This window comes from bacterium, from assembly GCA_021372515.1.
Lineage (GTDB): Bacteria > Gemmatimonadota > Glassbacteria > GWA2-58-10 > GWA2-58-10 > JAJFUG01.
Window position 1 is genome coordinate 1 of the sequence record JAJFUG010000074.1, and the last position, 21,853, is coordinate 21,853.

At 65.8% G+C, this 21,853-nt stretch carries 13 protein-coding genes; 4 read left to right on the forward strand and 9 right to left on the reverse strand.

All coding sequences use genetic code 11. The features are described 5' to 3' along the window. The first annotated feature begins 101 nt into the window (after positions 1 to 101). Positions 102 to 2,540 (forward strand): ABC transporter permease, encoded by a 2,439-nt coding sequence (locus tag LLH00_07955; GenBank protein MCE5271203.1) that lies wholly within the window; start codon positions 102 to 104, stop codon positions 2,538 to 2,540. A 13-nt stretch (positions 2,541 to 2,553) separates the two neighbouring features. Here LLH00_07955 and mprF read toward each other — a convergent pair whose 3' ends face one another. From mprF to LLH00_07985, 6 genes are all read right to left on the reverse strand, one after another. Next, the gene (mprF, locus tag LLH00_07960) at positions 2,554 to 5,145 is read right to left on the reverse strand and encodes a bifunctional lysylphosphatidylglycerol flippase/synthetase MprF (GenBank protein ID MCE5271204.1); all 2,592 of its coding nucleotides are present in this window, start codon (positions 5,143 to 5,145) and stop codon (positions 2,554 to 2,556) included. 313 nt (positions 5,146 to 5,458) lie between these two features. Further along, on the reverse strand, positions 5,459 to 6,697 hold the full coding sequence (locus LLH00_07965; GenBank protein ID MCE5271205.1) for a hypothetical protein: 1,239 nt from the start codon (positions 6,695 to 6,697) through the stop codon (positions 5,459 to 5,461). A gap of 64 nt (positions 6,698 to 6,761) precedes the next feature. Further along, positions 6,762 to 7,913, reverse strand: a complete 1,152-nt coding sequence (locus tag LLH00_07970) for a glycosyltransferase (GenBank protein ID MCE5271206.1) — start codon at positions 7,911 to 7,913, stop codon at positions 6,762 to 6,764. A 10-nt stretch (positions 7,914 to 7,923) separates the two neighbouring features. Beyond that, on the reverse strand, positions 7,924 to 8,928 hold the full coding sequence (locus tag LLH00_07975) for a PHP domain-containing protein (protein MCE5271207.1): 1,005 nt from the start codon (positions 8,926 to 8,928) through the stop codon (positions 7,924 to 7,926). A 733-nt stretch (positions 8,929 to 9,661) separates the two neighbouring features. Then, positions 9,662 to 10,690, reverse strand: a complete 1,029-nt coding sequence (locus LLH00_07980; protein MCE5271208.1) for a flippase-like domain-containing protein — start codon at positions 10,688 to 10,690, stop codon at positions 9,662 to 9,664. Further along, on the reverse strand, positions 10,687 to 11,877 hold the full coding sequence (locus LLH00_07985) for a glycosyltransferase (GenBank protein ID MCE5271209.1): 1,191 nt from the start codon (positions 11,875 to 11,877) through the stop codon (positions 10,687 to 10,689). The genes LLH00_07980 and LLH00_07985 overlap by 4 nt, the downstream gene beginning before the upstream one ends. A 273-nt stretch (positions 11,878 to 12,150) precedes the next feature. Here LLH00_07985 and LLH00_07990 point away from each other — a divergent pair, with 273 nt between their 5' ends. Further along, the gene (locus LLH00_07990; GenBank protein ID MCE5271210.1) at positions 12,151 to 14,763 is read left to right on the forward strand and encodes an alpha-mannosidase; all 2,613 of its coding nucleotides are present in this window, start codon (positions 12,151 to 12,153) and stop codon (positions 14,761 to 14,763) included. A 116-nt stretch (positions 14,764 to 14,879) separates the two neighbouring features. Here LLH00_07990 and LLH00_07995 read toward each other — a convergent pair whose 3' ends face one another. From LLH00_07995 to LLH00_08005, 3 genes are all read right to left on the reverse strand, one after another. Next, a complete protein-coding gene (locus LLH00_07995; protein MCE5271211.1) occupies positions 14,880 to 17,279 on the reverse strand; it encodes a hypothetical protein in 2,400 nt (799 codons plus the stop codon). 62 nt (positions 17,280 to 17,341) lie between these two features. Next, positions 17,342 to 18,355 (reverse strand): uroporphyrinogen decarboxylase family protein, encoded by a 1,014-nt coding sequence (locus LLH00_08000; GenBank protein MCE5271212.1) that lies wholly within the window; start codon positions 18,353 to 18,355, stop codon positions 17,342 to 17,344. A 4-nt stretch (positions 18,356 to 18,359) separates the two neighbouring features. Beyond that, a complete protein-coding gene (locus LLH00_08005) occupies positions 18,360 to 19,982 on the reverse strand; it encodes a sodium:solute symporter (GenBank protein ID MCE5271213.1) in 1,623 nt (540 codons plus the stop codon). Positions 19,983 to 20,087: 105 nt separating this feature from the next. Between LLH00_08005 and LLH00_08010 the strand changes: the two genes are divergently transcribed. Together LLH00_08010 and LLH00_08015 are read left to right on the forward strand one after the other, a co-directional pair. Then, complete coding sequence (locus LLH00_08010; GenBank protein MCE5271214.1) at positions 20,088 to 20,984, forward strand: AraC family transcriptional regulator; 897 nt, start codon at positions 20,088 to 20,090, stop codon at positions 20,982 to 20,984. A 386-nt stretch (positions 20,985 to 21,370) separates the two neighbouring features. Next, the coding region (locus LLH00_08015) for a PQQ-binding-like beta-propeller repeat protein (protein ID MCE5271215.1) at positions 21,371 to 21,853 on the forward strand (483 nt) is incomplete at its 3' end.

Consider the following 21,853-nt stretch of genomic DNA (forward strand, 5'->3'; position numbering starts at 1 on the left):
GGCGTTCAAGGCCGCCACCGCCGACCCGGTCAAAGCGCTGCGCTACGAGTGACAGCGCCTTGTCGGAAAACACATAAAGTTAGCTTGGGAAGGGTAATACAATGTCGATGCTGGGCAACTATTTCAAGGTGGCGCTGCGCAACCTCCTGCGGCACAAGGTCTACTCGGCGATCAATATCCTGAGCCTGGCCCTGGGCATGGCCGGTTGCATGATAATCGCCCCGCAGGTGATCTACCACTTCTCCTTCGACCGGTTCAACCACAACTACGACCGTATCTGCCGGGTGCTCCTGCACCTGGATTTCCCCGGTCAGATACCCACGACCAACTGCGGCTCGTTCGGCTGGGTGGGGCGGGACCTGAAACGCGAATTCCCGGAGGTCGAAAACTTCGCCCGGATATACTACAATCCGGACGGGGCGGTGAAAGTCCGGGTGGGGGAAAAGGAGATCGAAAGCTGGTCTTTCTGCTACAGCGAGAACTCCCTGTTCGACCTGTTCAGCTTCCCGTTCGAGGAGGGCGACCCGGCCAGCGCCCTGTCGGAGCCCACCAGCCTGGTGCTGACCCGCCGGATGGCGACCCGGCTGTTCGGCGACAGCGCAGCGATGGGCCGCACCGTGACCCTTAACGGCAGCGAGGAGTTCAAGGTGACAGGCGTGCTGAAAGACCTGCCCGGAAACTCGCACCTGCATTTTGACCTGCTGGCCCCGCTCACCAGTCGCTGGCCGCTCGAAACCCTCGAGAGCTACCGCGCCCTGCCCGACTTCTACACTTACCTGCTTCTCGCTCCGGGCGCAGATTCACGGGCGCTGGAGCGGAAAATCTCCGCCGCCGGCCTGCTGAATAAAATCCAGATACACGGGGTCTCGATCTCAGGTGGCATCCGGTTCGAGCTGCAGCCCCTGAGCCGGGTGCATCTCTATTCCAGCCACATCGAATACGACAACCTGCACTGGCGTAAGGCCGACATCACCTACACCCTCATCTTTATAGCCGTGGCCCTCTTGATGCTGGTGGTGGCCTGCATCAATTTCATCAACCTGGCCACGGCCCGTTCGGCCCAGCGCTCGCGCGAGGTAGGGGTGCGCAAAGTGGTGGGGGCCAACCGCTCACAACTGGTGCGCCAGTTCCTCTGCGAGTCCGTGCTGGTCAGCCTGGTAGCCGTGCTGGCCGCCCAGGTGCTGATCGAGCTGAGCCGGCCCCTGCTGGAGGACAACCTGATCAGCGGCCCGGATATCCCTTTCACCGGCGGCTGGAGTCTGTTCCTGCTGATGACCCTGGTGACAGTGGGAGTGGGGCTGCTCGCCGGCTGGTACCCGGCCCTGTTCCTGTCGCTGCCGCGGCCGCAGGAGGTGCTCAAAGGCTCGGGTGTGGGGAAAGTCAAAGGCCTGCTGCTGCGCCGGGCCCTGGTGGTGGTGCAGTTCGCGGCCGCGATTTTCCTGATCGTCTGCAGCCTGTTCATCCTCAAACAACTGCGCTGGGTCCGCAGCCAAAACCTGGGCTACGACCGCACGGGGGTGCTGACTGTGCAGATGAGTCCGGCGCTGCGGCCGCGCTACGAATCCGTGCGCAGCGAGCTGCTGGCCACGGGCGTGGTCGAGGGGGTCTGCGCCGCGGGTATCTCGCCCCTGGGCAAGGGCATCGCCGGCGCGATCATGCATTTCGAGGGCCAGAACCCGGGCGAGCTGTGGCTGACCCGCTACATCTCGGTTGACCCGGCGTTCATCCCGTTCTTCGGGCTGCAGATCACCGAGGGGCGGGCCTTTTCGGATGAAATGGGCGCGGACACGAGCGGCGTCTATGTCATCAACGAGACCCTGAAAAAGAAACTGGGCTGGGACAAGGCGGTGGGGAAAACGTTCTGGCTGGACTCCAAGGCCGGGGCCGGTCTGGGGTATATCAAAACCGAGCCCGGCCGGGTGATCGGGGTAGTGAAGGATTTCCACTTCAACTCACTGCACACTCCCATCGAGCCGCTGGCCATGGTCTATCGTCCCTCCGATTTCTATTACGTGCAGTTGCGCCTCAAACCGGAACACATGTCCGATGGGACGGAATTCCTCGAGCGCACCTGGAAGCGTCTGGACCCGGCCAGCGCATTTTCGTACTGGCGCCTGGACGGCGACCTCGAATGGCAGTACAACGATGACCGGCTGGCCGGACAGATGGTGACCGGTTTCACGGTGCTGTGCGTGCTGATCGCCTGCCTGGGCCTGCTGGGTCTGGTGGCGATGGCCGCGGAGCGGCGCACCAAGGAGATCGGGGTGCGCAAGGTGCTGGGGGCCTCGGTGGGTGATATAATCCTGCTGTTGTCGCGGGAGTTCCTGGCCCTGCTGGGTGTGGCGATCCTGATCGCCTGGCCTGCGGCCTGGTGGGTGATGCGGCGCTGGCTGGAGAGTTTCGCCTACCGGACCAGCCTGGACTGGTGGACTTTCGCCCTGGCCGGAGTGATCGCCCTGGCCGTGGCCGCGGCCACAGTCAGTTTCCAGGCCACGCGGGCCGCCAGCGCCGACCCGGTGCGCTCGCTGCGCTACGAGTAGCCCGGGCGGGTGCTCAGGCTTGTGAGCCATCCTCCGGCCTGCCGTTGCCCGGACGGCGGGCGGCGGGACGGCCCAGGGTGCGCAGGATATCGCCGCCCACCAGCTCGGCCAGGTGGGTCAGCACGCGCGGTAAGGCCAGGCCTCCGGGGGTGGCCAGATAACGCGGCTCCCAGACCGGATGGAACTTCTCTTTATACGCGCGCAAGCCCTGGAAATTGTAGAAATGCTGCCCGTGGTGGAACAGCAACGCCCCCACCTGGTTCCAGAGCGGGGCCAGGGTGCGGTCCTCCAGCCCGGACAGCGGGGCCATCCCGATGTTGAAGCGCTCGAACCCCTGCTCGCGGCCCCAGAGCATCAGCCGGACGAACAGGTATTCCATCGACCCCTCCGGGGCCTCAGGTCCGTAGCGCATCAGGTCCACCGATAACTCTTCTTTCAGGTCCGTGTACATAAGATTGGCGAAAGCCACGATCCGTCCCTCGCGACGGACCACCGCCACCGGACGGAGGCTCAGGTACCGCGGGTCGAAAAAGCCCAGTGAGAATCTTTTCTCGCCCGTGTGTTTCAGACTCAGCCAACTGTCCGACACGGCCCGCAGCTCGGGCAGGACCTGCGCCACCTGCCCGGCCGGCACGATCTCGAACTGCCCGCCCTCACGTTCCACGGAGTTGAGGTAACGCCGGAAACTCTTGTGACTGGCCCCGTCCACCGAGAAATCCTCCAGCGGCACTAAACCCTCCTCACCCAGCTTGACCAGGCTCAGCCCGAGGTCCAGATACAAGGGAAGGTTGGCGGGCCGCACCTCGTAGAACACCGCCCAGCCGCCGTGAAGGTGTGACATCTCGCGGAAATTCCAGACCAGCTCGCGCGCCTCCTCCGGCCGCCCGACCGGGCCGCCCAGCGCCACCCAACTCCTCCGTGACACCCCGTACATCAGGAACGACTGGCCGCTCCCACTGAAAAGCAGGGATTTGTCCCCTAACAGAGCCAGGCAGGCACGCGTGTCGGGACTTTTATCCACTATGTCGCGGACCCGCAGCAATTCCTCCGCGCCCGGCATCCGGGGGCTGGCCGGCGTCGGCTGCAGCAGACGGGCCAGGCCGAAAAGCACCGTGATCACCGCCGCGCCCAGGGCGGCCCGCATCGAGCGCGAGGCGTCCCCGTACAGGGCCCAGTGCCACCACAGGTCGTGGGAATATTCCACGTGCTTGTAGGAGAACATGCCGACCCAGACCACGCCGGCCAGGGTTACACAGACCAGCACGATCCAGCCGGGGGTGAAACGCTCGCTCGCAAGCGAAGCCTTGCGGAAAAACTGGCCGCGGCTGCTCCAGAGCAACAGGCAGAACAGCAGCAGCAGCGTGGCCTCCTCGTAGTCGAGGCCCTTGAGCAGCGACCAGAGCGCCCCGAGCAGCAGCAGGGCGAGGCTCACCTGCCAGGCCGAGTCCAGCCGCCGCTGGATGCCGCGGGCCAGAATGAGCAGGGCCGCCCCGGCCAGGCTGGATAGGAAATGTGAGACCTCGATCACGCTCAGCGGCAGGTACTGGATCAGGCGGATCAGGCGGTGGTGGATCGTGGGAGTGGCCCCGGAGAACAGCAGCACCACTCCACCCAAAAAGGTGGTGGCGGCCAGGAAATGGGGCAGCAGGAAGCTGACCACCCCACCGGCCTGGCGCGCCACCCGTCCCACCGTGTGACGGCGGCTGTAGAGCTCGATCCCGGTGATCGAGGCCGAGGCGGCGATCAGGGGCAACAGGTAGTAGATCACCCGGAAAGCCAGCAGTGCGCCCACCACGGCGCTGTTCTTGGCCTCGGAGGGCAGCAGCAGCAGGACCGTGGTCTCGAACACGCCCAGTCCACCCGGGACGTAACTGAGCAGGCCGGCGATCAGGGCCAGGTTGAACGTGGCCAGGAAACCGGGGTAGGAGAGGTGGAGCTCGGGCGGCAGAAGGACAAAAAGCACCAGGGAGGTCAGGACTATATCCGCCGCGCCGACCAGCAACTGCAGGGCCGCAACGGACACCTCGGGCAGGGCGAATTCGAGACGCTTGAACCGGACCGGGCCGCGATGCCGCCGGCACAGGATCAGGTAGGCCGCGGGCAGAGTCAGCAGCAGGGCCCCCAGGGGACGCAGCCAGAGGGCGTGTCCCTGGAGGAGTCCGTCAACCGGCGGAGAGCTGAGCAGGAAAGTCGTGCCGCTGATCGCCGTGTAACCGGCCCAGAAAGTGAGCGAGCAGAACGCCACGACCCGCGAGATGTTCCCGGCCGACACTCCGCAGGCCGAGTAGAAATGGTAGCGGACCGCCGCCCCACTGAAAAGGGAAAAGCCCAGGTTGTTGCTGATGGAATAGGCGAAGAACGAGGCCGGGCCGATCTCGCGGTAGCTCAGGCGCTGCCCGATGTAGCGGAAAGCCAGGCTGTCGTAGCCGGTAAGGAGCAGATAATTCAGCAGGGTCAGGCCTAGGGCCAGCGCGATCCGCGCGTTCGGGATGGCGTGCGCCGCCCGGGCGATCTGGTGGTAATGGTAGTGCTGGAGCTCGTGGAACAATAGCCAGAGCGCCACGCTGAAAACAGTGAGTGCAATCAGCCCGGAAATCTTTTTCATCAGCCGCCTCCCTCCGCCGTCTTCCACCCTGGGACGGGACGGCCCGGACCGCTCTCGCGGCTCCGACCGTCACCCTCCCGCCAGCCCCCATCCCGGTACAAAGGCCCCATCCTCACCCGCAGGGAACAACGCCCTCACTCCCTCCCGGCCTGTTCCCCCGATCTGTCATCCCGGACCCGTTCAAAAGATCATCACCATTTCAATAAAATAATCCATCCACCGCCTTTCTTTCAACAAAATCTCGACACACGGGAAAAAACTGTAAACCCGCCCCTTGTTCCGAGGCGGGTTTACGTTCCGGACGGCAGGCGCCTCAGCGGGCTGCGCCGGAGGGAGCGAGGTTCGACAGCTCGCCCTGGCGCGACTGGGCGGCCAGACGGTCGAGCAACTCGCGCGCCCGTTTCTGCGATTTCCTGTGGTTGCCGGAGGAGGCCATTTTCAGCTCGCGGCCAGCGCTCTCCAGGTCGCCCGCGCGCAGGTAAAGCTCGCCGCATTCGAGGTGGCTGGCCGGGACTATCCACTCCGGGCTGACCGCATCCCCAAGGGACAGGATCGCACGCAGGCGCTCCAGGGCCTGGCCGTCGCGGCCCAGGCCTTTCTCGCTCAGGGCCAGTCGGTAGGCGACCGCCTCGGCCGAGAAGATTCTGTTGTCGTAGAACGGCGCCCCGGCGCTGATCTTGCGCTCGATCCCGCCGAACACCGCCTCGGCCTGGTCAAACCTTTCCGCCTTGAGCAGAAGGTCGCCGTAGCGCACCTGGACCAGGGGGTTGTCCGGGTAGCGCTCGAACATGCCGCGGGCCATCTCCAGCACGCCCTCATCCAGCGGCTCGTCGTAGATCGCGTAGATGTTCATCAGGACAATGCGGGCCTCGTCCCCGGAGTAGAGGCCCCTGGCCGCGGCCAGGCGCAGGTTGTCCAGGCCCTTGCGGCAGTCGCCCTCGAACCCGCACGAGACCGCCATCAGGCGCATCACCTCGGGCAGGCGGCCAGTGAAATACTGGTAGATTCCCACGCTCATGTAGCTGTCGTAGAACAGCGGGTCGGCCACCACCGCCTGCTGGATGTGGCCCCAGGCCTGGTGCGCCAGGGGGGCCATCACCAGGTAGCGGCCGTCCAGCATGGCCAGCATCGCCTCCAGGCCGCAGGATGCGCCGGCGTACAGCGAGCCCTCCAACGCTCCGTACTCGCCCCGTCCCTGGGTCTTCTGGGACAGGAGACTGCAGCGGCTCAGGGTGGCGGCCAAACGTTTTTTCAGCGGCTCCAGGTCGGCGCCCTCGGGCTGCAGGAACAGCCGCCAGGCCTGGGACACGCCGCTGAAAAAATAGCCCACCGGACGCTTGGGGTTCTCGGCGATCCAGGCCTCGATCAGGCTGTCGGCCGGGTCGAGCTTCATCTGAAGCACCAGGTGCGCGGCGCGGTCGAGCCGCTCATCGTACAGGGGGTGGACCGGGCGGCCGGCCGCGGCGGCCAGCGGGCGCGGTGACGGGGCGAGAAAGCACAGCGCGCTCAGAAGTGGCAGGAGAAGTTTCAGAAACCGTCTATCGGGGTGCATTCTGACCTCCGCAGTCTCGAGTGGGCCTTGCCCGGTCCGGAGCAGCGCGCGCCCGTCTGCGGCCTCAGGCCGTTTGCGGGCGGGCGGCGTAAAGGCGTCCGGCCGTGGAGTAGTGCTCCATGAGCTGTCTGAACACCTGTTCCCAGCGCCGGGTCTCGGCAAACTGGCGCGCGGCCAGGCCCATGCTGCGTCGCAGGGCGCTGTCCGCAACCAGGCTGTCAACCGCGCGGGCGAATTCCTCATCCCCGGCGGCGATGAAACCGTTGACCCCGTGGCGGACCTGCTCGCGCGGGCCCAGGCTGTCGGTGACCACCACCGGCAGGCCGGAGCTCATCGCCTGCAGGACCACGTTGCCGAAAGCGTCAGTCCGGGAGGGAAACACGAAGAAATCCGCCCCGGCGTAGGCGTCGTAGAGAGCCTCCCCGGTCAGCTTGCCGGTAAACTCGGCCGCGGGCAGACTGCGCCTCAGCTCTGGCAGCAGGCCGCCGTCACCCACCACCTTGAGATGCACCCGCGGCCGTTCGGCAAAGATACGCACCAGCAGCTCCGGGTTTTTCTCCGAGGTCAGGCGGCCCACGAACAGAGCCACGGGCAGAGGGTTTTCCGGGTTACGCCGCCGCGCGGGGCTGAATTTTTCGGCGTCGATCCCGCGCGAGAGCACCTCCACCGGCGGGCGGAACCGTCGCGCCAGGCTGTCGCGCACGCTGGGCGTGGGGGCGAGGATCAGGTCGGAGTGGTTGAAATAGAGCCCCTCGCCCCAGGCGACCGAGCGCCGCACCGCAGCACCCACGGCCCCGCCCAGGCTGCGGGCCACCCGCGCCCCGGCGAAACGGTCCAGGGCGGTGTGGTATACGTTGATAAGCGGGCAGCGCGAGCGCCGCGCGGCGATGGTGGCCGCGATCCCCAGCGGGCAGGGAGTGCCGCTCTGGACTATCGAGTAGCGGGTGCGGGTGAGCGCCTTGGAGAACGAGGAAAAAAGCAGGGTCACATCCACTTTCAGGTCCTGGTCCACGCCCAGGGGCAGGCGCGGACGGCGCACGTGGAAGGTGAGCGAGCCGTCCCGCTCCTCGCTGTCCGCTGGCCCGTAGGTGACAACGTCCACACCCAACCCGGCCGCCTGGAAAAAGGGCAGCAGGTTGCGGTAGGTGTACTCCACGCCGTTGGTCTCGCCCCAGCGGCCCAGAGTCATGGTCACCAGAAGGATACGCTCGCTCATCTTGCCCCGCTCAGGCCCGGGCCAGCGACGGCGCCAGCTCGCGGCGCATCAGGCGGCCGTGGGTGTTCTCGAAAGTGACATACAGCCAGATGAAGAAGGCGTACGGATCGGGCGAGTACAGCCAGCGTCCGACCCACTGCGGTGTGGAGCGACCCGTAACCCGGTCGTAGGCGCTGCGGATAAAGCGCGCCAGGGCCGGGTAATCCTTGAGCGCGCCGCGGCTGAGGAACTCGAACACCTCCGACGGCGGCATGCTGCGGAACAGGGTGAGGTACTGACGGCCCTCCTGGAGCAGGTTCTTCAGGCTCAGGTCCGCGTTGACCAGGAACGCCTCCCGCCGCGCGAGGCTGTCGTAGAACTCCCGGAAAGTCTCGCCCCGGGCCAGGCTGCGCACCCGGCCCACGTCCCCGATGTGCGTATCGGTGTTGACCACGATCCCGCGCTCGAAACGGTCGGCCAGGGCGGCGGCCAGCAGGTTCTTGCGCCGCACCCGGTGCATGTTGTACTCCACCACCGGGAAATACTCGCGGATGATCCCGGGGATGGCCTTGAGGTTGACCCGCTCGTCCGAGGGCTCGAACCAGAACGGGTGGTTGTAGACATAGGGCAGGTTGCGGCCGCGGCAGTAGGTGACGAAAGCCTCCAGGTCTGGGCTGTCCGCGCCGGCGATGGATTCCAGCTCCACGAAATCGTAGCGGTCGAGCTCGTAGACATTGATATGCAGGGTATGTCCGACCCGCTCGCGGTCCTTGATCTTGATCTCCACGCCCGGGACAAAGCCCTCGCAGCCGGCCAGGTCGGAGTGGGACTCGATGTTGTCGTGGTCGGTGATGGCGATGAAATCGAGGCCGCTTCTTCGGGCGAGCCGGTAAAGCTCGCGCGGGGAGAGCGCGGGCGAGCCGGGCACGCAGGGGCTGTGGTGGCTGTGCACGTGAAGGTCGGCGGACTTGAAGCCCCGGGCGTGAAGCTCCTCGCCCCGGTCCTCGGAAACCAGCATTTCGGCGTAATGCGACACGATATCCCTCCGGGTGAGCGGGTTTGGACCGCGTGGTATGCCGAGTGCATACAGAGAACCGCATTATACTGCATGTAGTATACTTTTGGCGTTATAGGGCCAGAAAAGCCGTTCGCGGGATATCGTGCAGATTCTTGTTAGTTAAAGCGTTGCAGATTTACGGATTTGTGAAAGAAGGAGTGGGAGGAGGTGTCGGCGGGAGCCGATAGAATGCAGTCCTATGCATACCGACGGTCTATCCGGGATGGCCGATTCCCTCTGCGGGGGCGACCGGCCGGTCGCCCCTACGGCAGACCCGGATATGGGTGAATGCCTCAAAGGCGGCCCGCCGGGCCGCACGGGGGCCGTATGTCTGAGCCTCGCCGGGGGAGCGGAGAAAATGCGGCGGGCACACTTAAGCTTGTTCGAGCGCCATAAGCCCGGCGGGCAATCAGCGCCAGCGTCGCCCTGCAACGAGGGCAGCGTGCAAAATTTTCATGCACACCATCGGCTGGAAAGCATAGAAAGCCAGGGCGAGTTTACGGCCCCCACTGGCTTCTGGTTCTCTTGGCCGTAACCAAGAGAACGAAAAGTTTGTCAGCCTGTCCTGCCGTGCTCCTGCAGTAAAGACCGTCATAAAGCAAAACGGCGGCCGGGTGGCCGCCCGCTCGTAGTCGCGAGGACAACCGGGCCAAAGTCAAAGCGTAATTGGGACAAGGGAGTTAAGACCGATGCTGATAGGACGACCGCCCGCTCAGCCCTGCTCCGGCTCGGCGGCGGCGCTCAGCGACGGGCCAGCGGCGCGCGGACGGCTGCCGGAGAGAAGGAATGCCGCCCCGCCCAGGCTGAGGGCGATGAAGAAGAACACCGCGTGGTAGATCACCGCCAGCTCGGCCCCCAGCGGCGAGCCGAAATAGTGGCACAGGCGGTCGAACCCGGCCTCGCCCAGGCCCAGGCCGCCGGGGGTGAGCGGTATCGAGTTGATCAGCGTGCCCAGGGGCAGGATGAACAGGTAGGCCCCGGCCTTGAGCCCCCCCGCGCCGGCCAGGCGCGCGGCCATGTACAGGCCGGAGTAGGTGAAAAGGTGGCAGTAGAGCGAGATGACGAACGATTGCAGCACCAGGCGCGGGTGCACCCGGTAGTGGCGCAGCATGCGGCCGGTGCGCGACAGGAACGCGGTCAGCTGATTCAGCCCTCCCGGCCCGGCTGTGGCGGGTTTCCTGTCCGACCGGCCCAGGGAGAGCAGCCCCAGGAACGCGCTGAACCCCAGAAAGCCCAAGATCACATAGAGACAGATCTGGCGCAGAAGCGGGCTCGCGGCCACCACCTCGCGCGTGCCGGCCAGCCCCCAGCACAGGGCGTCCGCCGCGGCCAGCCCGGCGATGAACAGCAGGGTGTAGACACTCATGATCTTGTCGAAGACTATCGAGCTGAGGAAAGCCCCCTTTTTTTCGGTGACCTGCGAGACATAGCAGGCCTTGACCAGGTCGCCCGCCACCAGGCCGCCGGGCAGCACCACGCTGAAAAAGATGCCGATCAGGGTCAGCCGCAGCGCCGGGCCCAGACCCAGCCCGATGTCATGCGAACGCAGCAGCAACCGCCAGCGCTGGAACACCAGCAGCATGCCCAGCAGGGTTAAAACCAGGGCGTAAAGGGCAGTGGGGATATCGTGCTGCACCGCGGCCAGGGCGCCGAGGTCCAGCTTGCCCGAGCGGGCCAGGTAGAGGCTGATCCCGGCCACGAGCAGCATCCTGAGCGCGTACCGGACCCGGCCGCGGCTCATCCGGCCACCGCCCGGCCAGAGGTGGCGGCCGTCCGGGCGGCGACAAGGCGCTCGTACAGGCCGAACAGGTCGCCGAAAGTGCGCTCCCAGGAGTAATGCTCGAGCACGTAGCTGCGGGCGCGCGCCCCCGTTTCACGCAAGCCGTTGGCGGCCAGGTGCGCGATGTTCTCCACCATCTGCTCGGCCGAGTCCGGCTCGCCCAGGCGGCCCAGCTCCGGGGGCACCCGGTCGATCAGCGCCCCGGCGCGCACCCCCACCACGGGCAGGCCGCAGGCCTGGGCCTCGAGCACCGACAGCCCGAAAGTCTCGTACGGCCCGGCCGTGACATACATGTCGGCCGCGGCCAGGTGGCAGGCCAACTGCTCCTTGTCCGTGAGGTAGGGACGCACCCGCAGGCGCTCGCTCTGCTCCCGCCGCGCATCGAGTTCGGCCGCCAGGGGCCCGGCCCCGATCAGCAGCAGACGGGGACGCAGTGTCTCCGGCAGGCGCTCCACCGCCTCCACCAGCACCCCGATGCGTTTTTCCGGGTCGAGCCGTCCGGCGTATACCAGCAGGAAATCCCGCGGGCTGATCCCGTAGCGCGCGCGCAGCGCGGGGTCGGGGGGCCGCGGACGGAACACGTGCGGGTCCACGCCCAGGGGGATGTGTTCCAGGCGCTGGACCCCGTAGGCGCGCAGCTTGGCCACGTTCAGCCCGGTGGAGGTCACCGCGGCGTCGCAGCGGTTGTAGACCAGGCCGGCGTAGCGGGCGGCCCAGCGCTCGGCGGCCGCCCCGGCCCGCGCCCCGAACAGCCGCGTGGCGGCCAGACGGGCGTAGGCAGTGGGAAAATCGGTGTGGAAAAACCCGACCAGCGGCGCCCCGGCGCGGTGCACGTACATCCGCGCGGCCCAGGGCAGGAAATAGGGCGACTCGAACTCCACCAGGTCGGGGCGGAACCGCTCCAGCAGGGCCGCCACTTTCCAGACATTCACGATGATGCGGTAGGGCTTGAGGCCGGGCAGGAACGGGGCGGCCACGGTCACCCGCGTGTGGCCGCCCTCGCTCAGCACGCTGTCGCGCTCGCCTGGGATCACCAGCAGGTGGCTGTGCCCGGTCCGGCGGCGGATGTACTCGCGCTTCTGGTCGATATAAGTCCGGACCCCGCCGCTTTCCTCGGTGTAGGCCCGCACCAGGTCGCAGATCAACAAGTCGACTTTCCGCCTCTCGCTCGGGTGTGAACTGTGCACAGCGTATTTGTACGCTTTTGAAAAAACACAGCCACGGTTAGGGCAGAGCGGGTGAGAGATGTATTTTCGCTTAGAGTTGCATACATCCGGCGGGAGCTTACTGAGCCAGGCTTGGTATTTTTTCTGGACAATACCGCCGCAGACAGTAGTTTAAAACAGTCCGTCCTGGCCTGGCCCGCCGTTCAGTCGTTTCATTTCCCTGCACACCGCCCAAATACCGTTTCGGGAGGAAACATGAGTCTGCACCGCCGTGGGTGGCTGCCCCTGTTGACAGTTCTGGTCTGCCTGGCCGTAGGAGGCGGGGCCCGGGCCGCCGCCGGCTACGATCTGACCCGCGACAAGGTCCAGTACGTGGCCGTCACCTCGCACCTGGACACCCAGTGGCTCTGGACAGTCCAGAACACGATCGACTCCTACCTGCCGCTGACCGCGTTCCGGAATTTCTACCTGTTCGACAAGTACCCCGACTATGTCTTCAATTTCGAGGCCCCTTACCACTACATGCTGTTCAAACAGTATTACCCCGGCCATTTCGCGGACATCAAGCGCTACGTCCAGAAAGGCAATTGGCGCCTGGCGGGCGGCATGCTGGTGGCCTGCGACGTGAACGTGCCCTCGCCGGAATCGCTGGTGCGCCAGTACCTGTACGGCAACGGCTTTTTCCAGCAGGAGTTCGGCCGCCGGGCGGATGACGTGTTCCTGCCCGACTGCTTCGGGTTCGGCATGGCCCTGCCCACAGTGAGCGTCCACTGCGGGATGATCGGCTTTTCGACCCAGAAAATCTACTGCCCCTGGCTGGCGCAGCCCTCGGGGGCCTATCCCAAGCCCTTCGACATCGGGCTGTGGGAGGGTGTGGATGGCTCCTCGCTCATCGCCGCGATCAATCCCGGCGCCTACACCAGTAGCTGGGACATCCGGCCGGAGCAGATCGACACTCTGGGCCTCACCACCGGCATCCATGCCGCCTTCGACTACATGGGGGTGGGCGATCGTGGCGGGGGCTGCTGCTGCGGCCAGGACGACGAGTGCACCGAGGAGGACGTGATCAAGCTGTTCGACCGCATCGCGCGTAACGACAAGGAAGAGATCAAGGTAGTGCTGGCCCCCTCGGACCAGCTCTTCAAGGACATCCTGGCCCAGGGCCTCCGGGACAAGCTGGTCCGCTACCGGGGCGAGTTCCTGGCCCGTGTCCACGGCACCGGCACCTACACCTCCCGGGCGCAGATGAAACTCCAGAACCGCCTGAACGAGCAGTTGGGGTTCTCCAGCGAGTGCGCCTCGGTGCTGGCCGAACAGCTCGCCGGCAGCCCCTATCCCGCCGATTCGCTCAAGACGGCCTGGATCCGCTTCCTCTGGCACCAGTTCCACGATGACCTTCCCGGCACCAGCATCGCCGAGGTCTACACCGACTACTCGCTGCCGGAGGAGAGGGCCGCGGGCGAGCAGTTCGCGGGTCTCCGTCAGGCGAGCCTCACCGCGCTGTCCGGGCAGATGGACACGCGCGGCCAGGGCGTGAGCCTGCTGGTGTTCAACCCGCTGAACCAGGAGAGGTTGGAAACCGCGCTGGCGCAGGTGGAGTACCCCGACGGCGCGGCGCCGCAGTTCGTGCGGGTGTTCGGCCCGGATGGCAAGGAGGTGCTCTCGCAGGTGCTGGAGCGCTCCGGCAAGGGCCTCAGCCTGGCGTTCCAGGCCAAGGCGCCGGCCTGCGGAGCGGCGGTCTACGACGTGCGCGCCTCCGCGGCGGCATGCAGCCTGCCCTCAACGCTCAAGGCCACACAGAGCGGTCTGGCCAATGACGCGCTGGAGCTGAGCCTCGACTCCAACGGCGACATCGCCTCGCTGCGCGACCGCCGAACCGGAAAGGAAACCCTCTCCGGCCCGCTGCAGCTTCAGCTCCTGCCCGACACCCCGGATGACTGGCCGCGCTGGGAGGTGAGCTACAAGGATGTCATGTCCACGCCCCAGCCGGTGGCCGGGCCGGCCAAAGTGAGCCTGGTCGAGAGCGGGCCGCTCAGGGCCACGCTGCGGGTGGAGCGCAAAGCCGGCGGCTCCACTTTCATCCAGGACATCCACCTGAGCGCGGGCAGCCCGCGGGTCGAGGTGGAAAACCGCATCGACTGGCAGCAGCGCGCAACCATGCTCAAGGCCGCGTTCCCGCTGGCCGCGGCCAACTCCAAGGCAGCCTACGACCTGGGCCTGGGCGCCATCGAGCGGGGAAGCAACATCCCCAACCTGTACGAGGTGCCTGGGCAGATGTGGGCCGAGCTGACCGACAGCTCCGGGCGTCGCGGCGTGGCGGTGCTCAACGACTGCAAGTACGGCTGGGACAAGCCGGATGACCACACCCTGCGGCTGACCCTGATCCACACCCCTGGGACCAGTCCCGGCATCTCCAAGGAGATTGCCTCGCCGGACATGGACCTGGGCGAAAACCGGGTCACTTTCGCGGTCTACCCGCACGCGGGCGACTGGCGCGCCGCCGGGGTGGTCTGGCAGGCCGCCGGGCTGAACCAGCCGCTGCTGGCGACCCGGGTGGAGTCGCACCCCGGCCGCCTGGGCCGTCAGCTTTCCCTGCTGCGGATCGACAACCGCCAGGTGGCCCTGATGGCGCTGAAGAAAATGGAGAATGGCGAGGGTTACACCCTGCGGGTGCGCGAGCTGGCCGGAGCGAAACAGTCCAAGGTCGCCTGCACGTTCCGGGACCGGCTGACCCGGGCCGCCGAGCTGAACGGGATCGAGGAGCCCAAGGCCGAGGCCGCTTTCAGCGGCAACAAGCTGACTTTCGACCTGGAGCCATACCAGCTCAAGACATTCGCGGTCAAGCTGGCCCCGTCCGCGGGCCGCTGAGTGCGGCGGGCTTTTTCCCCTCCAGGCAGTTTAAATAACAGCAAGGCCGCAGGGACCATTGGATCGTGTCCCTGCGGCCTTTTCATTTTCGGACTTCCGCAACTCTGTCAGTCGGCTCAAAACGGGTCGTGCACCTCCAGCAGCAGCTCCCAGACCGCGCGGGCGCGCTGGTACATCAGGGCGCGGTAGTGCGTGGGGTCGTCAATGCGCCAGGCCTCGGGGGTGGAGAACCAGTAGGCGGCTTTCGGGTCGAGCCAGCTGCGGTAGTAGGCGCCCCAGCCGGCCAGGAGGGCATCCGCCATGAGCGGCCCCTCGCCGCGCTCGCGGCCCCAGTGGTAGAGGTTCGCCGCGGCGTTGTAGGAGACCCCGGTCCAGACCTCGAAATGGTGGCTGTACTCGCTGGCCCCCACTCCGGGCGAGGAATCGGGGTTGAGCGCATTTGCCACCCCGGCGTCCCCGATCCCATCCCCGTTGGCATCCGGCAGGGGAAGCACGTTGCGCCTGAAAAGCTGATAGTAGTGCGAGGTCAGGCGAGCCGGGTCGAGCACCGGGGCCAGGCCGGTCACATCCACGTAGCGCTGGCCCAGCATGGCATCCGCCATCAGGATCGGGCTTTTCTCGTTGTACATGTAGTAGCCCAGCTCCGGGTTCCAGAAATCGCGCTCCACCTTGGCGCGCGCCTTGCCCAGCTCCGCGTTCACCCGGGCCAGCATGACGCTGTCGTGAAGGTGCTCGGCCAGGGCCTGCATCGCCTCCAGGCCCCCGATCCAGAACACGGCGTTGAACAGACGGTTCTCCAGATATTCCGAGCTTTTCATCTCGGTCACGCCATCCTGGTCCAGGTCGGTGGTGAGCTGGTAGTCGAACGTGCGGCACAGGGCCGGCCAGGCCTGCCGCAGGAAATCCTCGTCGTGGGTCTTCCACCAGTAGGCGTGCGCCTGCTGCATGAATTTGGGCGAGAATTCCGACCAGGGAGTGGTCTTGCGCCCGGCGATCCCGTGGCCGTCCGCATTGTAATACACACCGTAGAAATCGTAGTCCTGAAGGGCGTCATCCGTGGGTCCGCCCGCGTCGTGCGGCACGCTGCCGTCCGGGCTGTCCATCACGAAATCGGCGTACAGGAGCAGTATGTCCCGCTCCATCCGCGGCCACAGCTCGCGGGTGACCCGTGCCACGTGGTGACGGACGTCGAAAGTTTCGGCGAACTGGTACTCCTGGCACTCCATCACGAACGAAAGGTGCTGCCCCGGCCGGTTGCCGAATTTCTTGGGCCTGGTGACACAGCCGTTCTCCCAGAACGAGCTGCCGAACGTGCTGTAGTAAAGCTCGTTGAGCGCTCCCTGCTTGAGCCAGTCGGGGATGGTGGGACTGTCGATTATCGGCCGGGTCCAGCGGTCCACCTCGGCCAGCCACCGGCCGTAGCTTTCCAGGGCCTCGCGGGCGATGGCCACGGCCTGGTCCGGCTCGGACTGCGGGAAATACTCGGTGAAACGCCGCAGCCAGGTTGTCCCCTTGCCGAATGTCACCTGCGGGAAATACCAGCTCAGCACGAAAGGTATCTCCCTGGTTTCTCCGGGCTGAAGCTCCACCTGCACGGCCAGCGCGCCGGCAGGCATGTCTTTCTTGTGCGACAGGTCTTTCCCGGTCAGCATGCCGTCCGCGGCGAAATCCTCCCAGATGTCCTTGCCCGTCCCGGTGCCGTCCCAGTTCGCCACCACGCTGGCGCCCTCTCCGGCGGCGATACACCACTGGCTGTTCCGGGTCTCGGCCGGGTTGTCCTTGTGCGTGGCCGACATCAGCACCGCGCTGTAACCCGCCCCGTGCAGGGCGCGGTTGGCAAGCCCCAGCCGCACGGCCTCTTTTTCTATCCCCAGAGTTTTCCCGCCGCGAAGGTTCTGCGGCCCGTTGTAGGGGGCGTTGGGGAAAGTGAACATCACCGACACTTTCACCGGCCTGGGCTGCGGGTTCGACACCCGGAACAGGAACACGCCCACGGGAAGGGAGGTCTCGCGGTAGTTGTCCTTGATTATGGGGCTGAAAAAGGTGAGCTGGATATCGGTCTTGAAATTCTTGTACACGCACCAGCCCTTGGGGAACAGGGCGTAGTAGTCGGCGCGACCCGGCTCCAGAGTGCTCCAGGCCGGGAGCACGCCCCCCGTGGCCAGGGTGCGCACGGTGGCCGGCGATCCGGCCACCTCTTCCCGCACGTGGAACGCGGCCTGGGTCAGGAAACGCTCCTCGTAGCGCGCCGGTTTCATCGACCAGGGGCCGAACGTGCCGCAGAGGTTGTACATGAAATTACCGGCCCCGATCCCGCCCAGCGGGATGCCCTTGCGGCTGCGGGTGGCTGTGGAAAGGATGTCCACGAAACCGGTGTCCGGGCTGCCGGTGTCGCCCAGCGCGCGGCGCCAGGCGCAGGCCGGGATTTCACTTCCTGGGGTCTCGGCACGCAGAGCGCCGGTCAGCGCGCAGCAGAAAGCCCCCAGCAGCCAGAATGCGAGTAGCGCTTCTTTCATCGTGACGTCCCTTTCGTGTCGAGGTGATAAGAAAACGCGGTTCAATCCAGCCTGCCCGAAACCTACCGCACCGACTCGACCAGCGCCCGGATATTGGCCGCGGGCGTGCCGGCCGGGATAGCGCAGCCGGCGTTGAGGATGAAGCGCGGCGTGTCGGAAAACAACTCGATCAGCCGGGCCGCCTCGCGTCGCACATCCTCCGGCGTGCCCAGGGCCAGCACCCCGCTCGGGTCGAGGTTGCCGATAAAGGTCACCGAATCTTTCAGAATATCGTGCGCCCGGACAGGGTCGGTCTTGTAGTCCAGCTCCAGGGCATCGCAGCCGGTGCGCGGCATCAGCTCCAGGATCGGCCCGGTGTCGCCGCAGATATGCAGTGTGTAGGGCAGGCCGCACCCGTGGGTGACCTCCACGGCCTCTTTTTCGTAGGGCAGGGCGTAGCGGGCGTACATGTCGGGCGAGACCAGCTCCGGCCCGGCCGGGCTGTCGCCGTTCGAGAGCATGTCCGCGCCGGTGGCGGCCATCAGGCGCAGGAACTGGCAGGTGACAGCGCTGCACCAGCGCAGAAGGTGCTCCAGGGCAGCGTCCTCACCGCCCAGAAGGTCGACCAGCCAGCTCTGCATGCCGCGCAGCATCGAGGCCAGGGCGAAAGCCGCCTGGTCGCAGTTGCCGCGCACGTACACCTCGCCGCGGAAATGCTCTTTCAGCCGGGCCACCGCCTCCAGCCAGACCTGCACCGGGTGGTAGGCCCCCACCTGGACCGATCCCAGGGCGAAAGCCTCCTGAAGCACCTCCAGGCGCGCGCCGTGGGTGCGGGCCGGCAGGTCCTCCGGGAAATCCACCGGCACCCCGGCCGCCCCGGCCAGGGTCACCGTGTCCATGTCCACCAGGATACCGTCGTAGCCGTAGGTCTCCACCGCCCGGATGAAAGCCCCGGCCATGGCCGCCGGGTCGCTGCGGAACCGTGCCTGCGTGAGGCCCGCCTCGCGGGCCGCGTGCAGGAAATTGTGCAGCATCACCGGGGGGCGGTCGTGCGGGCGGCCCTCCAGGGCGGCTTTGGTGCGCTCGTATCCGTTCATAGTCTCATCCGCGGAAACAGAGGTAGATGACAGCTACAAGAACCAGCAGAAGGATTGTCATGGCAAGCGGGCTGTCCAGGCGCAACGGGCGCCGCCCGGCCTGCCCGCCCGCGGCGGCCGCGCCGGCCAGGCAGACCTTGTCCAGTTTCTCCGGGCCGGGTGCCGGGGCGGTCAGGCTCACGGCCACCAGCACAGCCGAGCAGAACGCGAACAGCGCGATGGCGAAGTGCAGGAAATTGAGGTCGGCGTAGCGGAACAGGCACCCGCTCAGACTCGACTTGTTGATCTCCAGCACCAGACGGGCCAGGCCCAGGACAAAGCCGCTCAGCAGGGCCGCCATCGCCCCGCGCGCGTTAACCCGCCGCCAGAGCAGCCCGAACAGGAACACCGCCGCAATGGGCGGCGAGATACAGGCCTGCACGCTCTGCAGGTAGGTGAAAAGCCCCTTGGAAAGAAGCCGGATGAGCGGTATCCAGAGCAGTCCCAGGATCACGATCCCCACGGTGGAGACCTTGCCGGCCCGCACGAGCTGGAGCTCCGAGGCCGCCGGGCGCAGTCGGCGGTAGATGTCCCAGGTGATCAGGGTGCTGCACGAGTTGAACACGGATGAAAGCGAGCTCATCAGCGCGGCGATGAGGCCGGCCACCACGATCCCGCGCACCCCGGCGGGCAGCAGCGCGCCGATCATGGCCGGCAGGGCGCTGTCGGTGCTCTCCAGGTGCAGCGCCCCGCTACGCGACAGGGCCAGGGCGATTATGCCGGGCAGCACGAAGATAAAGAGCGGCAGCAGTTTGAGATAGCCGGCGAAGATTGTCCCCAGGCGGGCCTGACGCACATCCGAGGCGGCCAGCACCCGCTGCACGATGAACTGGTCCGTGCACCAGTACCAGAGGCCCAGCACCGGGATGCCGAAGATAATGCCGGTCCAGGGGTATTCCGGGTCGCTCATCGGTTTCCAGAGGTTGAAAAACTCGGGCCCCACGCTCCGGGTCAGCTCGTGCACGCCGCCCAGACGGTCCAGACCGGCCAGGGTGACCAGCACCGCCCCGCCGATGAACACGAACATCTGGATCATGTCCGTGTAGAGCACCGCCCGGAGGCCCCCGAACACGGTGTAAACGCCGGTGGCGACCACGATCAGCACCGCGCCGGTCCAGAAATCCAGCCCCATCAGGGTCTGGAACACGATCCCCCCGGCGGCGATGGTGACCGATATCTTGGTCAGCACGTAGCCCACGATGGATATCACGGCCAGGTAGGTCCGCGCCCCCCGCCCGTAGCGCAGCTCCAGGAACTCCGGCATGGTGAACACCCCGCTGCGCAGGTAGAACGGGACGAACAGCCAGCCCAGCACCAGCAGGCAGAAACAGGCCATGATCTCGAAATGGCTCACCGCCACCCCGCGGGCCGCCCCGGCCCCGGCCAGGCCCACCAGATGCTCGCTGCCGATGGCGGAGGCGAAAAGCGAGGCCCCGATCACGAACCAGCCGCAGTCCTTGCCGGCCAGGAAATAGCCGGCGGCGTCGCTCTGACGGCCTTTGCCGCGCGTGGACAGATAGCTCACCACGTAGATCAGCAGGAAATAGCCCGCCACCACCGCCCAGTCGAGTGCGCTCAGAGTTCCCATGTGGGGTCCGTGGACTTGATGTGTTTATTTGGATAAAAAGATCATTGCTTAAGGCGGGTCTGCAATTATTTTTTCAATAGATAAACCCTGTCCTTGGGAATTGGAATGGATAAAACGACCATTATCTATGCCCCAAAGAAGCGTAATTTCCCCGACCCCACGCTCAACCCGGTCGGCCTGGAGAACGACCTGATCGTGCACCGGGTGCCCGCGGGCGAGCAATCGATCCACCGGGATTCGGGCCTGCGCATATTCTCCACCCTCAACCACCGTCGGTTCGTACCGCGCGAGTATATCTGCCCGCGCTATTTCCAGTTCTACGGGCTGTCGCACCTGATCGAGGGGGCAGGCTGGTACTGGAGCACCGAGCAGACACTCATGCCGGTGGAAAAAGGCCAGGCCATGCTCAGCACGCCGGGGTTCGTGCAGGACTACGCCGGCACGGGCACGGAGTACGTGCAGGACGCGCTCTGTTTCTGCGGGCCGGTCGCCGACCACCTCTACCGCTCGGGGGTGATCCGGGACGGTGTGATCGACATCGGCCCCACCCGGCGCCTTCTGCCGATCATCGAGCAGGCCGCCGACCCCTCGTTCCCGGCCCAGATCAAGGCCAACCTGATGCTCCAGTGCCTGCTGGTCGAGCTGTATTTCGAGCGCCTGGCCGCCCGCCCCAGGCAGTCGCACGCCTCCATCGACAACCTGCTCGGCCTGCTCCGCTCCAACCCCGAGCGCTGGTGGACCGCCCCGCAGATGGCCGAGCTCTGCAACCTGAGTGTCAGCCAGTTCCGCCGTCTGTTTCTCAAGACCACCGGCTACCTTCCCAAGAGCTACATCGACCGGCTGAAAGTCCAGCACGCCTGCGAGCTGCTCTGCGGCTCCGGACTCTGTGTGGCCGAGGTGGCGCTCCGCCTGGGCTACTCCGACCCCTTCCATTTCAGCCGCCGCTTCAAGGCCGTCACCGGCCTGGCCCCCCTGGAATACCGCCGCCGGTTCAGCCGCTGAGCCGGACGCGACCCAAGCTCAAGCCCTGCCTTGAATTCCTCTTCCGGATAATTGCAAAAAAATAATCATAATCTCTTGACAGGAGAGGAAACCTGGATTATGATTCCAGTAAAGAAGGTAAAGAATGTTATGAAAGTCAATCCTGCAATCACAAAAAGGCCCGCCCCGCACAGTCCTGATCAACTGAGTACGGAACGGGCCAGTCACGCGATCTCTGTCGAGACCACGCATTTCATTTATACTCCACTCGGCAGGGATTGTCAACTTGTACTTCTCCGGCTGCCGCCGGAAAGGAGGTTGACATGACCCGAAATCTTCCGTGATGGGTCCCGTTGTTGCATCTGTCCATCGCCTTTCAAGCCTGAAGGCTTAACCGGAGATCTGCCATGCGATTCCCAAAGATACTGTTCAGCCTCTGCCTCGCCGTTTGTATCCTTAGCCAGTCCCTGCCCGCCCTGGCGGATGAGGGAACCAGTGTCATACCGGGCATCACCGCGCCCGATCCGGCCGTTGCGGCGGATGAGTTCATCGTAAAAAGCGCCCAGCTGATGGACAGCATGGGCGTCTTCTTCGTCGGCCGCCTGAACGGCAAGTTCATCGCCGGCATGGGCCCGGGGTTCAACAGCGAGGAGAAGTGGACTTTCAACACCGGCGGACCGATCCTGTCCTCGCCCGCCGCCGACCGTAACGGGGTGCTGTTTTTCGGCTCGGGCGACAAGAAAATTTACGCCCTCTACCCGAACGGCCAGCTCAAGTGGAGCTACGAGACCGGCGGCGCCGTGGTCTCATCCCCCGCGGTGGATGTGGACGGCTCGGTGTATGTCGGCTCGAAGGACGGCTACCTGTACGCCCTGACCCGTAGCGGTGCG